The organism is Pseudomonas sp. SIMBA_041, assembly GCF_046535095.1.
Taxonomy (GTDB): Bacteria; Pseudomonadota; Gammaproteobacteria; order Pseudomonadales; family Pseudomonadaceae; genus Aquipseudomonas; species Aquipseudomonas mucoides.
Window position 1 is genome coordinate 67,984 of record NZ_JAWRXJ010000013.1, and the last position, 15,291, is coordinate 83,274.

Sequence of the window (15,291 nt, forward strand, 5' to 3'; positions counted from 1 at the left end):
TTACCGCAGTACTCAATGAAAAACCCGGCCTGACCCGCCGGGTTTTTTTACGCCTCTGGTTCGATCAGGGTTACTGGCCAGCCCGCTTCATGCAACGCTGATAACGCTCATCGACGCGCTTGGCAAACCATGCCGTGGTGAGCTTGCGGGTGATTTTCGGGCTTTGCAGTTCGATCCCCGGCAACACGGCACGAGGCAATGCCCTGCCCTCGGCCTGATCGGCCAACGCAAACACTCGCCGGTAGAGTTCCGTCTCCTCGAATTTCAGGCTTTTGCCCTCCTCCAATTGATTGCGAATGGTCGTATTGCGCATCCCCAACGGCTTGCCAAGGCTGCGCACCGCCACTTCCGTGGTACCGGGCATGATCGAGTCATACCGGACCAAGTCGCCATCCAGCGCCAACGGGATGCCTGACACCCGGCTCAACGCGTTCTGAAACGCCGCATTGCGGCTGGCGTACCAACCGGCATTGAAATCAGCGAAGCGATACAACGGTTGCGTGTAGCTCACCGGATAACCGAGCAAATGGGCGATGCCGAAGTACATGCCGCCGCGCCGAGTGAATACCTCGTGGCGAATCGAGCCTTCCACCGGGTACGGATAGTTCTTCGCCTGCTGTTCGGCGAACTCGATACTGACCTGCATCGGCCCGGCGGTGTGTACCGGATTGAAGCCACCGAACAGGGTCTTGCCCAAGGGCACCATGCCAATGAAATCATCGAAAATCGCGCTGAGTTCCTTTTCACTGCGCGCCGCGTTGAGGCGGTCGCTGTAGCTTTTGCCGTTGGGTGACTTCACCTGCAGCGCGCCGCTGATCAACAGGCTGGGGATGTGGACTTTAGCGGCGCGACGGTCGATTTCGTCCCGGGCGATCTTGCCCAGGCCCGGCACAGGCGGGTCGACCTGGAAGGTGGATTCCTGCTCGGTCACGGCGAGCACCGAACACAGGTTTTGCGTGGACGGATAAATATTCTGGGCGGCGAAGGCGGCGTAGATGTCCGTGGCCCACCCTTGGCGATCCGTGGTTTTGGCCGGCAGCAAGCGCACGATTTCGGCCTTGACCTCGGCGGGCGGGCGCGCGGGCTGTTCCTGCGGGTGCTGAGTGCCGCAACCGGCCAGCAGCAACAGCGCCGCGCCGCCCATGATCAATCGATTGGCTTGCATGGTGCTCCATCAAATCCGTTGAGCCGGGTTAACCATACGACCAATGGCATGGCGCAGGCTATGACTCTTGCGGCCGCGCCCTGTTCCATCGTCATGTCAGCGGGGCCTTTTTCCGTTGGGCGGTCAGCCTTCCGGCCGACTGCGCCTGAACCATACTTGAGCCAGTCACCGAGGAGACAGGCTCATGCACCGTAGCGACGTACTGATCGTCGGCGCCGGCCCGACCGGGCTGGTCCTGGCGCTGTGGTTGAGCAAACTGGGGATCCGCGTGCGGATTATCGACAAGACGTCGGCGCCCGGCACCACGTCGCGTGCGCTGGCAGTCCAGGCGCGCACGCTGGAGCTGTATCGCCAGCTCGACCTCAGCGAAGCCGTGGTGCAAAACGGCCATCGCGTGGCGGCAGCAAATTTCTGGGTCAGCGGTGAATCGGTTGCACGATTGCCACTGAGCAACATCGGCGCAGGCCTGACACCCTATTCGTTCATGGAAATCTTTCCACAAGACCAGCACGAACGCTTACTGATCGAGCGTCTTGAAACCTTCGGCATCAAGGTGGAACGCGGCACCGAACTGGAGGACTTCGAGGAAACCGGCGATGGCATCACCGCCCACTTGCGCCTGCCCGATGGCCAACAGGAAACCTGCCAGGCGTGTTACCTGGCCGGTTGTGATGGTGCCCGTTCGATAGTGCGTAAAAAGCTGGACACCGGGTTTCCCGGTGGCACCTACCAACAGATTTTCTACGTGGCGGATGTGCAGGCCAGCGGGCCGGCACTCAACGGCGAACTGCACGTGGACCTTGATGAAGCGGACTTCCTCGCCGTGTTTCCGCTCGCCGGCAGCGGGCGCGCGCGGTTGATCGGCACCGTGCGCGACGAGCGCGCCGACCGGGCTGAAACCCTGCGTTTCGAGGACGTCAGCAGCCGGGCCATCGAACATCTGCAGGTGCAGATCGAGCAGGTGAACTGGTTCTCGACCTATCGCGTGCATCACCGGGTGGCCGATCACTTTCGCACCGGCCGCGCCTTTTTGTTGGGCGACGCGGCCCACGTTCACAGCCCGGCCGGTGGTCAGGGCATGAACACCGGGATTGGCGATGCGATCAACCTGGCGTGGAAATTCGCGGCGGTGTTGAGTGGCGGTGCCGAGGCCAAACTCCTCGACACCTACGAAACCGAGCGCATCGCCTTTGCGCGCAAACTCGTCGCGACCACCGACCGGGTGTTCAGTTTCGTCACCGCCGAGGGACGCGTGGCCGACGTGCTAAGGACACGGCTGGCACCGTTTTTGATCCCGAAGATGGCCTCGTTTGAAACGTCCCGCGAGTTCCTGTTTCGCACGGTCTCGCAGATCACTCTCAACTATCGTGGCATGCCGTTAAGCACCGGCGTTGCCGGGCACGTTCACGGCGGCGATCGCCTGCCTTGGGCGCATGACGGCGAAGGCGACAACTTTGAATCGCTGAGGAATCCGACCTGGCAGGTGCACGTGTATGGCGACACCAGCGACGAAATGATCGCCTGGTGTATCGAGCATCATCTGCCCTTGCATGTGTTTGACTGGCGACCGGCGTTTGAAGCAGCGGGGTTGGGGCGTAACGGGTTTTATCTGCTGCGCCCGGATACGTATGTGGCGATTGCCGAGACGTGTTCCGATCCGAAGGTGATTGAGCGGTACTTCAACCATCATGGAATCCGGCCGTACTTCGGCACGCCCTGAAGTCACCACCAATCAACGGTGGGAGCGAGCTTGCTCGCGATGGCGTTAGCACATTCAAAAGTGATGTGACTGACCGTCCGCTATCGCGAGCAAGCTCGCTCCCACAGGGTTATGTGGTGGGGTTTAGATCCCGGCCAGGGCCAGGTCCATTGCGAAGTAGGTGAAGATCAGATCCGCGCCCGCCCGCTTGATCGCTCCCAGGCTTTCACGCACCACACGGTCCTCATCAATCGCCCCCGCTTGCGCGGCGAATTTGATCATCGCGTACTCGCCGCTGACCTGATACGCCGACAGCGGCAAACGCGATACTTCGCGGATGTCGCGGATGATGTCGAGGTAGGCGCCGGCCGGCTTGACCATCAGTGCATCCGCGCCTTCCTGTTCGTCCATCAGCGATTCGCGCACTGCTTCGCGGCGGTTCATCGGGTTCATCTGATAGCTTTTGCGGTCGCCCTTGAGCGCGCTACCGCCGGCTTCACGGAACGGGCCGTAGAGCGCCGAGGCAAACTTGGTCGAATAGGCCATGATCGCCGTCTGGCTGAAACCGGCGGCGTCCAGCGCCCGGCGAATCGCCTGGACCTGCCCGTCCATGGCCGCCGACGGGGCAATCACATCGGCACCGGCCCGAGCAGCGGCGACAGCTTGCTTGCCAAGGTTGATCAGGGTCTGGTCGTTATCGACCTCGTGGTTGTGCATCACGCCACAATGGCCGTGGTCGGTGTATTCGCAGAAGCAGGTGTCGGACATCACGATCATTTCCGGCACGGCATCCTTGGCGATCCGCGACATGCGCGACACCAGCCCGTTATCGCTCCAGGTATCGCTGCCGCTGCTGTCCAGATGATGCGACACGCCGAAGGTCATGACCGACTTGATGCCGGCGCGGGCGTAGCGCTCGATTTCGCCGGCCAGTTTCGACTCCGGAATGCGCATGACGCCGGGCATGCTGTTGATCGGCACGAAGTCGTCGATTTCTTCCTCGACGAAAATCGGCAGCACCAGGTCGTTCAGGCTGAACTCGGTTTCCTGGAACAGGCTGCGCAGGCTCGCATTGCGGCGCAGACGGCGTGGACGTGCTTCGGGGAACTGGCTGGACATGGGCATTCCTGAAAAACAGAGGATGAGACTAACGTCGTAGGGGGTGAAGCTTATGCCCTGCAAGGCACAAGGCACAAACCTCAGGTGCAGAACAAACCCTTACCGGCTCGGCAATAATCCACCCGGATCGACACAGCCCCCTGTAGGAGTGAGCCTGCTCGCGATAGCGATAGCACATGCACCATCAATGTGACTGACACACCGCTATCGCGAGCAGGCTCACCCCGACAGGTTTAGAGCTTCAGGGTGCCGGAAATACAGGTCACCACCGCTCCACCAATCCAGATTTCATCACCGACCTGATCCACCTGAATGCGCCCCGCCCGTCCCATCGTCAGGCCCTGGCTCACCACATAGGAGGCTGGCGCCAGCCCCTCGGCAAGCAACCACTGCGCAATCCCGGCATTCAAACTGCCGGTCGCCGGGTCTTCCGGCATGCCGTCGCCGGAGATGAAGGCCCGTACTTCGAATTGCGCTTCATCCCCATCACGCTCGGGATTCCACGGTGCAATCACACCGACCGCCAGGCCCAACATTTGCGAGTGATCCGGTTGCAGCTCCAGCACCTGCTGGCGGTCCGCGACCATCACCGCCAGCCAGCCAGCGCCGTTATCCACCCACTGCGCCCGGACAATCGCCCCGACCTCCAGACCGAGCCCGCGTCGCACGCGCTCCACCAGTTCGGCGTCCACCGGCCCGGCGTTGATCAGGGGTGGCGCGAGAAAGGCCAGCTCCGCGCCTTGTCGACGGACCCGCACCAGCCCGACGCCGCACTCCTGAATGATCTCCTCGCCCTTGGGCACGCCACCAGCCTCAAGCCAGGCATGGCAAGTGCCCAGGGTCGGATGACCGGCGAAGGGCAACTCATTCAGGGTGGTAAAGATCCGCACGCGATAGTCGGCCCGCGGATCGCGCGGCTCCAGCACAAACGTGGTTTCACTGAGGTTGGTCCAGGTCGCGAACGCCGCCATGCGTTCATCACTGAGTGCGTCGGCCCCCAACACCACCGCCAACGGATTGCCCTTGAGGGCGACGCGGCTGAAGACATCTACTTGCTTGAAATCGAATGTACGCATGATCTTCCTTGTTCGTGAGGCACTCTATTTAGGGATTTCCAGCCCACGGATCACCGCCGGCCGCGACAGAAAGCGTTCCAGCACGCGCGTGACGTTCTTGAAATCCTTGATGCCCACCAGGTCGCCGGCCTCATAGAAACCGATCAGGTTGCGCACCCACGGGAACGTCGCGATATCGGCGATGGTGTAGCGTTCACCCATGATCCAGTCGCGCCCTTCAAGGCGTCCATCCAAAACTTTTAACAAACGTTTACTTTCCTCGACGTAACGGTCGCGGGGGCGTTTGTCCTCGTAGTCCTTGCCGGCAAACTTGTTGAAGAAACCTACCTGGCCGAACATCGGCCCGATGCCGCCCATCTGGAACATCAACCATTGAATCGTCTCGTAACGCGCGGCCGATTCCTGCGCCAGCAGTTGCCCGCTCTTGTCGGCGAGGTAAATCAGAATCGCCCCGGACTCGAACAATGGCAGGGGTTTGTCCTCGGGACCATGCGGGTCGAGGATCGCCGGGATCTTGTTGTTGGGGCTCAACGACAAAAACTCGGGGGACATCTGATCCTGGGTGTCGAAGCCCACCCGATGCGGCTCGTAGGGCAGTCCGATTTCTTCGAGCATGATCGAGACCTTGACGCCGTTGGGGGTCGGCAAGGAGTACAGCTGGATCCAGTCGGGGTATTGAGCCGGCCATTTTCGGGTAATCGGGAACGCAGACAGATCGGTCATCGGTAGCCTCCATCGCCAAATAAAGCGTTGAGCATAATCCAGGATTGGCGCCCGCAGGTTGCGATCTTTTCGCGTTATCGAAACCGCTGATGATGACGATCAAAAGATGTCAGCCTTTGCCAACGCGTCTACGTGTAGGGTGTCCATAATTTCGCAACATCTTGTCGATAACCTTGACTGCACCCTGTTCAAGGTTATCGATAAAGTGCCGCGCACCCGCCGGTATCGAACCAAACAGGCTCAGAGGACTCTGAGCAATGCCCTTTCGGACACGGACCGGCCCAACGACATGGAAAACACCCGAAGCTGGGAGCTGGCGGTGTAAAGGTTTGTCAGCCTTAACTGAATGCGCTGAAGATCCCTTATTCACATGATGAACCTGTCCAGATTCGCTAAACGCTTCAAACACCGTGCGTATATTTTCCTGCCGACGCTGCTGGCGGCGAGCGCATTGTTTTTGTCGCTGGAGTCCAGCGAAAGCCGCGCCCAGCCGGCGGACGGCACCCAGACCCTGGTGTTTCTGCGTCACGCAGAAAAACCCGCTGGCGGTCTGGGCCAGCTCAATTGCCAGGGCCTCAACCGCGCCATCGACCTGGCCACCTTGTTGCCGGAAAAATTCGGCAAGGCCAACTATGTGTTTGCCGCCAACCCGACGCGCAATGTCGAGGAAGGCGAACTGGACAATTCCTACAGCTACATCCGCCCCCTGATGACCATCAGCCCCAGCGCGATCAAGCTCGGCTTGCCGGTGAACATCGAGTTCTCGGCCAACGACACCAGCGATCTGGCGGACGAATTGCTCCACGACAAGTACCACAACTCCATCATCTACACCGCCTGGTCCCACGGCTACCTGCCCGAGTTGATCAACAAGGTCGCTGGAGAGGCGGTCGGCAAGAAACAGAACATCACCGAGGACTGGGAGTCCAGTGACTACGATTCGGTGTACGTACTGACCCTGACCTGGCACAACGGCAAGGCCAGCCTCGTCAGCCACAGTTACAAACAAGGGCTGGATAACGGCTCGCAGACGTGTCCGACCTAAGCGGTCGGCAACTTCCCACACGCAGTGAAGACCACGACAGACAAGTGGCGGGCTATCATGTACCCAACTCCCCTTTGTCTGGACTCTCTTCATGTCACTTTCTTCCGCAGCTGTCCCCGCCCGGGGTTGGTCGTTCTGGTGGAAACCCGCCCTGTTCGTTCTGGTCGCCTGCATTGGCCTCTATTACGTCAAGTGGTCGCCCTACTACCTGAAAGCCTTCATCGCCGCTGACAACCACAGCATCGGCGCCTCCATCCTCAACGACGAACAAACCGCCCCGCTGGCCGCTGCCCTGACGTATGCCAAGGTGTATTTCCTGGCGATCTGGAAAGCCGCCGTACTGGCGGTGATTCTGGGCTCTCTGCTGCAAGTGTTGATTCCACGGGACTGGCTGCTGCGCCTGTTCGGACGCGCCAGCTTCGCGTCGACCTTGCGCGGCGGCCTGTTCGCCCTGCCGGGGATGATGTGCTCGTGCTGCGCCGCGCCAGTGGCCGCGAGCATGCGTCGCTCAAACGTCTCGGTCGGCGCGGCGCTGGCCTTCTGGATCGGCAACCCGGTGCTCAACCCGGCAACCCTGGTGTTCATGGGGTTCGTGCTGGGTTGGGGGTTCACAGCGTTGCGCCTGGTCGCGGGGATTGTGCTGGTGTTCGGGGTGTCGATGGTCGCTCAGCGCATCAGCGGTCCGGAAACACTGCCTGAAGCGGCTGTCGAGGCGGTCGCCGAAGTCAGTGAAAAGGACACGCAACCGTTCCTGACGCGCTGGGGTAAAACCCTGTGGCAATTGTTCTGGAGCACCATTCCGATCTACATCCTGGCGGTCATGGTGCTGGGCGCGGTGCGGGTCTGGGTGTTTCCGCATATTGACGGGGCCATGGCCAACGGCCTGCTCTGGCTGGTGCCGCTGGCGATCATCGGCACGTTGTTTGTGATTCCCACCGCCGCGGAAATCCCGATCGTGCAAACCATGATGACCCTGGGCATGGGCACCGCTCCAGCCGTGGCGTTGCTGATGACACTGCCGAGCATCAGCCTGCCGTCGCTGCTGATGCTGCGCAAGGATTTCGATGCGCGGGTACTGGTGAGTGTGGCGCTGATGACCATGGGGGTCGGGGTGGTTAGCGGGTTGATCGGGGCTGCTTTGCTCTAAGATCTTTGGTGCCTGAAAGGGTCCTATCGCGAGCAAGCTCGCTCCCACATTTTGACCGTGTTTGATAAACATCTCGGTCTAATGTGGGAGCGAGCTTGCTCGCGATGGGGCCGGCCAAAACGACCTTAATGTTGCGGATTCACCCGCTCCCGCAGGTACTCAAGAACCGCCGCCTTCTCTCCCGCAAACTCAATCCGCACGCCTTTCTTCTCCCGCTGAAACGCATACATCGGGTCGTAATATTCACTCAGCAACCCTTCGATCCAGCCCCGGTGCAGGTCCACCGCGCCGCTTCGGCCCTGCTCCGCCAAGGCCTCCTCCATCAACACCAACATCCGCCGATGGCGTTCGCCACCCAGGCGTTTCTGCACGTTGTTGAGGCTTTCCAGCAAGCGCTCGGAAAACCGCGCAAACCCCTCATCGCCATGCACACCAATGAATTCGGCACACAGGTCCACCACGTAGTCGCGCAAAATCCGCTCGACGCGCCCTTCAAGGCTGTCTTCCAGCCAGACCATCGGAAACTGCTGCATGCCCTGATACAGCGGCAACGGCAAAGCGCAACTGCCGACCGCCCGGCTCTCGTCTTCCAGCACAAACTGCTCGATGCCATGGGCGCGCTTTTTCAGCACATCCACCGCCAGACGGTTCTCGAAATCAATGTTGGATGGCTGCCCGGTCGCGCGCTTGCCGAAGCTGGAGCCGCGATGATTGGCGTGGCCTTCAAGGTCCAGTCCATTGCTCAACTGCGTCAGCACCTCAGTCTTGCCGGTGCCGGTCATGCCGCCCAGCAAGACGAAATCGCATTGGGCAACGGCCTGATCGAGGGTGTCGAGCAAGAAGGTGCGCATCGCCTTGTAGCCGCCACCGACCCGTGGATAGTCAATGCCGGCCTCGTCCTTGAGCCACTGCTGGACGATCTGCGAGCGCAAACCGCCGCGAAAACAATACAGATACCCCTCAGGGTGCGCCCGGGCGAAATCGGCCCAGGCCTGGATGCGCTCAGCCTTGATCTCGCCGGACACCAGTTGATGCCCCAACGTGATGGCCGCCTGCTGCCCGTGTTGCTTGTAGCAAGTGCCGATGCGTTGGCGCTCGTTGTCATTCATCAGCGGCAGGTTGACCACGCCGGGGAATGAACCCTTGATGAACTCCACCGGCGCGCGCGCATCCATCATCGGCCGGTCGTTAAGAAAGATCTCGCGGTAATCGGTGAAGTCGATCGACATCAAAACACCTCAACCGCGTGCGTCTGTCGCTCAACCAGTTCACCGATCGGTTCCAGGTTCAGGCCCAGTTCGGCCGCCACCGCGAGGAACCGTTCATTGCCTTCGGGCGTGACCGCAATCAGCAGGCCACCGCTGGTCTGCGGATCGCACAGCACGCGTTTGTGCAGTTCCTGGAGTCGTCCCAGTTTGCTGGCGTAACTGTCGAAATTGCGCAGTGTCCCGCCCGGCACGCAGCCTTGCTCGAGGTAATACTCGACACCGGGCAGACGCGGCACGCGGTTGTATTCAATGCGGGCGGTCAGTTGGCTGCCGTCGGCCATTTCCACCAGGTGCCCCAGCAGACCAAACCCGGTGACGTCAGTCATCGCGGTCACGCCGTCGAGCTTGCCGAAACGGCTGCCGGGTTTGTTCAGGGTGCACATCCAGTCGCGGGCCAGACCGATGTCGGCGGTGCGCAACTTGCCCTTCTTCTCGGCGGTGGTAAGGATGCCGATGCCCAGCGGCTTGGTCAGGTAGAGCAGGCAGCCAGCGGTGGCCGTGTCATTGCGCTTCATGTGGCGCTTTTCCACCAGCCCGGTCACAGCCAGGCCAAAGATCGGCTCCGGTGCATCGATGGAGTGCCCACCAGCCAGCGGAATTCCGGCCTCGTCGCAGACCGAGCGGCCGCCGCGAATCACTTCCCGGGCAATCTCCGGCGCCAGCACATTCACCGGCCAGCCGAGGATCGCAATCGCCATCAGCGGATCGCCGCCCATGGCGTAGATGTCGCTGATGGCATTGGTGGCGGCGATGCGGCCGAAGTCGAACGGGTCGTCGACGATGGGCATAAAGAAATCCGTGGTCGAGACGACCCCGCGTTCTTCATCAATGGCGTACACCGCCGCGTCATCGCGCGACGCATTGCCGACCCAGAGTTTGGGGTCGAGGTTCTGCGCCCCGCTGCCGGCCAGAATCACTTCCAGAACCTGGGGCGAGATTTTGCAACCGCATCCTGCGCCGTGGCTGTATTGGGTCAGACGAATCGGCTCGCTCATGGGGTGCACCTTGTGGGATCAATGCGGCCGATTCTAGCAGAGCATGGCCGGAGCAAGGCGCGAGCATCGCAGGTACTGATAGACAGCCATCGCGAACAGGCTCACTCCTGCATTTGATCTTCAGTGAACACAAATCCAGTGTTCGACACAGATCCGTTGTAGGAATGAGCCTGCTCGCGAAGAGGCCGGCACAACCCGCATCAGTGCCGGTTATGGCAACAGAATCACCTTGTCACCGCTGCCCTGATTCACTTCCGCATACCGCTCCAGCCCTTCCGCCAGCGGTGATTCAAACAAGCCCTCGGGCAATGGCAACAAATCCTGATCAAAGAACTGACCGAATTGATCAAGCATTGCCGCGCACGCCTGAACCCCATACAGCAACGAGTTGATCCCCACCACCGAACCGCCCTTGCGATACAGCGCCAGGGCCGGCAGTTGCACCATGCCGTCCACCGGCGCGGCGATGATGGCGATGCGGCCGAAGGTTGCCAGGGCCGCGACCGAGGCCGGCAGCCAGAACCCGGTGGTGTCGAAAATCACGTCGGCGCCGCCGCGATACACGGCGTTCACCTGGGCGCCCAAGTCCTCCGGCTTATCCAGTTGCAGCGTCTGATAACCCTGAGCCTGCAATTCCTTGACCTGCTCCGGTCGCCGCGCCGCCGCCAGCACCTGGGCGCCGCGTACCTTGGCCAGCGCCAACGCCGCGCTGCCCACCGCCCCGCCACCGATCACTAACAAGCGCGTTTGCGCCGTCACCAGGCTGCGCTCCAACGCATCCCACGCCGTGGTGTAGGGCACGCCGAGGCTGGCGGCCTGGGCAAAACTCAGGTGGGTCGGTTTGAGCGCCACGCCGTTGGCCGGCAGCTTGACGAATTGCGCATGGGAGCCGTCGGCAAAGAACCCCAGTTCACGCCCGGTGCCCCAGACTGCCTGGCCGATCAGCGCCTGCGGGCCTTCAACCACGACACCGGCAAAATCCCGACCGGGAATCCGTGGCAGCGTGGTGTAGGGGAAACGTCCCAGCACGTTCTTCACGTCGCTGGGGTTGAGGCCGGCGGCCTTGATCTGCACCAGTACTTCATCGGCGCCGGGAACGGGCGTCGGCACGTCAACGTAGCGCAAGGCCGAGAGGTCGCCGGTTTTGTCGAACTGCAATGCTTTCATGAGCGTTTCCATGGAGTAAATGAACGGTTCAGGAGATCCAGCCAGCGACCAGTTGCCGGCCCATGGGCCACAACTTTTCACCGGCCAGCATGCCGAGCAGCCCGACCAGCGCGATGGCCGGTGGTGCGGGGGAACGAAAGTCCAGCGCGCCGTAGACCAAACCGACGCCCAGACCGATGACCAGCGAGATGAGGTAGCTCATGGCGGACTCCGGGGGCAATGAAGACAGGCCCAAAGTCTAGTGCGAGGTGACAGCGGGCACCGGCCAAGTGCTTCTGAATTTCGGCCAAAGCACCCATATCCCAGCTGCTACAAGGTTTGGATATGGCTGGAAAATTGTGAAGGCGCGATGCCCAGTTCCCGACGGAACATGTCGCTGAAGCTGCTCGGTGAATAGCCCAGCTCGCGGGCAATTGCGCTGACCGACACGCCCTGAATCAGCTCGGCCACCGCCGTCGCCAGTTGCACCTGTCGTCGCCATTCGGCGAAGCCCATGCCCAGCCCCTCCTTGAACAACCGCGCCAGGGTGCGCACGCTGGCACCGGCGTTTTCAGCGTGTTGTTCGAACGGGATGTCCAGCGAAGGCGCGACCATGACCGCCTGACAGAGGTTCATCAGGCGCCGGTCGGAATCATCCGGCAACGGGATTTTCAACAGAGAGCGCCTGGCTCGTCTAAGCTCCAACAGCGCCAGGCCGACCAGTGCTTCGTAATACTCGGGCGCACCATCGTTACCCTGTTCGACCAAGCCGACGATCAATTCACGCAGCAAGCCGCCGACTTCGATGACCTGGACCGTGTTGTCCAGCGTGGCGGCCAGGGACGGCCGCAGGTAGATGTTGCGCATCTGCAAGTCCGACACCACACGAATCCCGTGAGGCATGCCCGGCGGTAGCCATACCGCCCGCTGCGGCGGCACCACCAGCGCCTCATGGGGCGTTTCAACCCACATTACCCCGCTCATCGCATACAGCAATTGGCCCCAGACATGCTCGTGCGGCTCGATATACAGGCCGCGCGGATAAGTGCGCGCCAGCGGTTGCACGGGCACATCGGTGTCACTCAGGTCAGGGGGCGCGGCAAGGGCCATGGGGCAGCAATCATTGAGGTTTTCAGGTCTTGCATGGTAACCAGCCCGAGGCCTTGTCGCCACTGGCTGCCACCGTCTGACAATAAGACTGAATTTTCCGTAACCCCAATGATCCTTCTATTACCACAGGGAGGAATACGGGCTTTATGAACAACGCAAAACTATTCGTCATTGAATACACCCTTCATGGCGTCCCCAAGTCATTCATCATCCGCCTGGACAAGATGGACAACGCGGAAGCTTGGCATTGGGCAAGCTGCGACGCCGGAGTGGGCAGGATCCCGCGATTCGGCCGAGAGAAGGTGCAAAAGACCAGCAAACCGATGGCGGAGAAATTCGGGGTCGAGAATGTGAAGTGGCGGCCGGCGAGTTAATGAAGTGGGGGCCCGATCAAGCGACTGGAACCTTGTGGGAGTGAGCTTGCTCGCGATGGCGTCGGCACTTTCAACAGGTAAGTGACTGACAGTCCGCTATCGCTAGCAAGCTCGCTCCCACATTGATTCGGGTTGATTGGCCTTCCCGATCAGGCTCCACTTTTTTATGCACTACTTCTCGTGAGCACACTTGCAGCCCTTGCTGGAGCATTCTTCGCCGTGCTCATGGTGCTTGGCGCAGGCCTCGCAGCAATAGTGCTTACCGTGGCGCGCTATCGGATGCTCGCCCAGCTTGCACGAGCATTTGGGACAATCGCAGATACTGTCACTGCTGATCATGAGTCAGACTCCATTGGTGTGGTCGTCGGGATGCCGCAGACGCGGCCCGTCTTACCAGTGTAGGAGTTTGTGTCAGGCCTGCCGGGTGCTGCTGCGATACATGAACACCAGCGCCAGCCCCAGGCACACCATTGCCACGATCCGGCTGTTCGACAAATCGATGGCCGGATTGCCCAGCCAGCCGAAATTGTCGATCAGCATGCCCATGCCCAGTTGCCCGACGATCACCGCCACGGTCGCCACCGCTGTGCCGACCCTGGGCACCGCGCCGACCATGACCATCATGTACACCACACCGAACAGCGCGCCACTGAGCTGCCATTTCGGCACGTCCAGCAAACTCAAGGCCTGCGCCGGTTCGAAAAACAGGATCAGCAGACCGGTGACCACCGCGCCCACCACGAAGGTCAGCAAACTGCTGCGCAACACGCCCACCGTTTCGCCCAGACGGCCATTGATCGCCGCCTGCACACTCAGCACCGCACCCGCCGCGACGATCACGGCCAACAAAATAATCAGATTCATCATTAACCCCGAGCGATCAAAACAAGTGCCACGACAATCAGCAGCAACGCCAGCCAGCGTTCACCGTTGACCTTTTTGCGGCTCGTGCCGAACCAGCCGAAGTGATCGATCAGTACGCTTTTGCCGACCTGCCCGCAGAGAATCGCGATCATGGTCATCGCAATGCCGATGTGCGGCGTGGCCAGGGTCAGCACCACCACATAAATCGGCCCGAGAAAGCCGCCGATCAATTGCCAGCGCGGCAAAGTGTTCAACGCCGGGCCTTGTTGCGGGCCGCTGAACAACAGCAGCAAAAACAGAATCGCCGAGCCGACCCCGAAGATGCTCAACGTCGCCCATAAATGCCCAACCTGGACCCCGAGCGGCCCGAGTAACCCCGCCTCCACGGAAAGGCCCATGCCCGCGAGGATCACCAACGGCAACAGCAATAGCCGCAGCCCTGGTTTGGTCGCGGGTGTGACCGCGGTGTCGATTGAAGACGCTTGCATAAAGGAAACCTGCCTGTAGAAACAATGGCCGGCATTATCCGGTGGCAGAGCTTTGCGATAAATGGGAGCATTCTGACAACACTTTTGCGTAATCCGCACAGCAGGATGAACCATGCACGGTCTCAACGAACTCGGGTTCAAGGCGCTTCGGCTGTTTGTCGCTGTGCTCGACCACGGCAGTTTTTCAGAAGTGGCACGGCGCGAGGGTCTGGCGCCCTCTTCGATTTCCCGGCAGATCCAGCTAATGGAACAGGCCCTGAGCCAGCAATTGCTCTACCGCCACACTCGCGCCGTCACGCCCACCGAAGCCGGGCGCATGCTCGGTCATCATGCGCGGCGGGTGCTGGTGCAACTGGAAGAAGCCGAACAAGCCTTGCAGGAACAGCAAAGTGAACCCAGCGGACTGGTGCGGATCAACGCCCCCGTGGTGTTCGGCCAACGACACCTGACGCCGTGGCTGGGGCAATTGTGCGAGCGCTATCCGAAGCTGCAGCTGGATATCCAGCAAACCGACCATTACATCGACCCGCTGCAAGAAGGCGCCGACCTGCTGTTTCGCATCGGCCCGCTGCACGACTCCAGCATGCAGGCACGGATCCTCGCGCCGCACCGCTTTCAAGTCGCCGCCAGCCCGGCCTACCTCGAACGCCACGGCACGCCGCAACGCCCTGAAGACCTCGCGGCGCATCAATGCCTGGCTTACAAAGGCGCGACCGGCCTGCAACGCTGGTTTTTCCGCAAGGATCAGCAGGACTGGGCGCCCTACTCGGTCAAAGGGCCGATCACCGGCAACCACGCCGACACCTTGGTGCAAGCGGCTGAGCAAGGGTTGGGGCTGGTGATGTTTCCGTCATGGCTGATTGGTGAAGCAGTGCGCGAAGGCACGCTGGTGCCGGTGCTGGGGGAATTTCAGGTCTCCAACAGCCTGGAGCCGCAACAGATTGCGGTGCTGTGGCCGGGCAGCCGACGATTGTCGGTGAAGGTGCGGACGGTGATTGATTTCTTTGTCGAGTGCTTTGGGGTGGTGCCGTATTGGGACAGGCCGTAGCGACCTGCCCTGCAAGGGATGCAA

The 15,291-nt window shown here is 61.1% G+C and carries 17 protein-coding genes; 5 read left to right on the forward strand and 12 right to left on the reverse strand.

Annotated elements, in window-relative coordinates:
• Nucleotides 1-70: 70 nt before the first annotated feature.
• Nucleotides 71-1,165, reverse strand: coding sequence for a DUF1615 domain-containing protein (locus SB725_RS26665; RefSeq protein WP_027925421.1), 1,095 nt, complete (start codon nt 1,163-1,165; stop codon nt 71-73).
• A gap of 184 nt (nt 1,166-1,349) precedes the next feature.
• Between SB725_RS26665 and SB725_RS26670 the strand changes: the two genes are divergently transcribed.
• Nucleotides 1,350-2,885 carry an FAD-dependent oxidoreductase gene (locus tag SB725_RS26670; RefSeq protein WP_059182474.1) on the forward strand — a complete coding sequence of 512 codons (1,536 nt, stop codon included), beginning with the start codon at nt 1,350-1,352 and terminating at the stop codon, nt 2,883-2,885.
• A 123-nt stretch (nt 2,886-3,008) separates the two neighbouring features.
• On the opposite strand, the gene hemB is transcribed toward SB725_RS26670, so the two are convergent.
• From hemB to SB725_RS26685, 3 genes are all read right to left on the reverse strand, one after another.
• The gene (hemB, locus tag SB725_RS26675; RefSeq protein ID WP_027925423.1) at nt 3,009-3,983 is read right to left on the reverse strand and encodes a porphobilinogen synthase; all 975 of its coding nucleotides are present in this window, start codon (nt 3,981-3,983) and stop codon (nt 3,009-3,011) included.
• Nucleotides 3,984-4,216: 233 nt separating this feature from the next.
• Nucleotides 4,217-5,059 (reverse strand): PhzF family phenazine biosynthesis protein, encoded by an 843-nt coding sequence (locus SB725_RS26680; RefSeq protein ID WP_059182473.1) that lies wholly within the window; start codon nt 5,057-5,059, stop codon nt 4,217-4,219.
• 24 nt (nt 5,060-5,083) lie between these two features.
• Complete coding sequence (locus tag SB725_RS26685; RefSeq protein WP_027925425.1) at nt 5,084-5,782, reverse strand: glutathione S-transferase family protein; 699 nt, start codon at nt 5,780-5,782, stop codon at nt 5,084-5,086.
• 373 nt (nt 5,783-6,155) lie between these two features.
• On the opposite strand from SB725_RS26685, the gene SB725_RS26690 reads away from it, so the two are divergent.
• Nucleotides 6,156-6,827 (forward strand): histidine phosphatase family protein, encoded by a 672-nt coding sequence (locus SB725_RS26690; RefSeq protein WP_410922834.1) that lies wholly within the window; start codon nt 6,156-6,158, stop codon nt 6,825-6,827.
• A gap of 91 nt (nt 6,828-6,918) precedes the next feature.
• Nucleotides 6,919-7,974, forward strand: a complete 1,056-nt coding sequence (locus SB725_RS26695) for a permease (RefSeq protein WP_027925428.1) — start codon at nt 6,919-6,921, stop codon at nt 7,972-7,974.
• A 125-nt stretch (nt 7,975-8,099) separates the two neighbouring features.
• On the opposite strand, the gene mnmH is transcribed toward SB725_RS26695, so the two are convergent.
• From mnmH to SB725_RS26720, 5 genes are all read right to left on the reverse strand, one after another.
• Nucleotides 8,100-9,203 carry a tRNA 2-selenouridine(34) synthase MnmH gene (gene mnmH / locus SB725_RS26700; RefSeq protein ID WP_027925429.1) on the reverse strand — a complete coding sequence of 368 codons (1,104 nt, stop codon included), beginning with the start codon at nt 9,201-9,203 and terminating at the stop codon, nt 8,100-8,102.
• A complete protein-coding gene (gene selD / locus SB725_RS26705; protein ID WP_027925430.1) occupies nt 9,203-10,237 on the reverse strand; it encodes a selenide, water dikinase SelD in 1,035 nt (344 codons plus the stop codon). The genes mnmH and selD overlap by 1 nt, the downstream gene beginning before the upstream one ends.
• A gap of 210 nt (nt 10,238-10,447) precedes the next feature.
• Complete coding sequence (locus SB725_RS26710) at nt 10,448-11,404, reverse strand: zinc-binding alcohol dehydrogenase family protein (protein WP_027925431.1); 957 nt, start codon at nt 11,402-11,404, stop codon at nt 10,448-10,450.
• A 28-nt stretch (nt 11,405-11,432) separates the two neighbouring features.
• Nucleotides 11,433-11,606 carry a DUF1427 family protein gene (locus tag SB725_RS26715; RefSeq protein ID WP_410922836.1) on the reverse strand — a complete coding sequence of 58 codons (174 nt, stop codon included), beginning with the start codon at nt 11,604-11,606 and terminating at the stop codon, nt 11,433-11,435.
• Nucleotides 11,607-11,713: 107 nt separating this feature from the next.
• On the reverse strand, nt 11,714-12,493 hold the full coding sequence (locus tag SB725_RS26720) for an AraC family transcriptional regulator (protein WP_194941051.1): 780 nt from the start codon (nt 12,491-12,493) through the stop codon (nt 11,714-11,716).
• 146 nt (nt 12,494-12,639) lie between these two features.
• Here SB725_RS26720 and SB725_RS26725 point away from each other — a divergent pair, with 146 nt between their 5' ends.
• Entirely contained in the window at nt 12,640-12,867 is a 228-nt protein-coding gene (locus tag SB725_RS26725) for a DUF6555 family protein (RefSeq protein WP_027925433.1), read from the forward strand.
• Nucleotides 12,868-13,038: 171 nt separating this feature from the next.
• Here the strand turns inward: SB725_RS26725 and SB725_RS26730 are convergent, their stop codons facing one another.
• The 3 genes from SB725_RS26730 to SB725_RS26740 all read right to left on the reverse strand — a co-directional run bounded on the left by SB725_RS26730 (nt 13,039) and on the right by SB725_RS26740 (nt 14,219).
• The gene (locus SB725_RS26730; protein ID WP_081744005.1) at nt 13,039-13,206 is read right to left on the reverse strand and encodes a metallothionein; all 168 of its coding nucleotides are present in this window, start codon (nt 13,204-13,206) and stop codon (nt 13,039-13,041) included.
• Nucleotides 13,207-13,278: 72 nt separating this feature from the next.
• Nucleotides 13,279-13,734, reverse strand: a complete 456-nt coding sequence (locus SB725_RS26735) for a DMT family transporter (protein WP_194941052.1) — start codon at nt 13,732-13,734, stop codon at nt 13,279-13,281.
• Complete coding sequence (locus SB725_RS26740) at nt 13,734-14,219, reverse strand: DMT family transporter (protein ID WP_027925436.1); 486 nt, start codon at nt 14,217-14,219, stop codon at nt 13,734-13,736. The genes SB725_RS26735 and SB725_RS26740 overlap by 1 nt, the downstream gene beginning before the upstream one ends.
• A gap of 112 nt (nt 14,220-14,331) precedes the next feature.
• On the opposite strand from SB725_RS26740, the gene SB725_RS26745 reads away from it, so the two are divergent.
• On the forward strand, nt 14,332-15,267 hold the full coding sequence (locus tag SB725_RS26745) for a LysR family transcriptional regulator (RefSeq protein ID WP_194941053.1): 936 nt from the start codon (nt 14,332-14,334) through the stop codon (nt 15,265-15,267).
• The last annotated feature ends 24 nt before the right edge of the window (nt 15,268-15,291 follow it).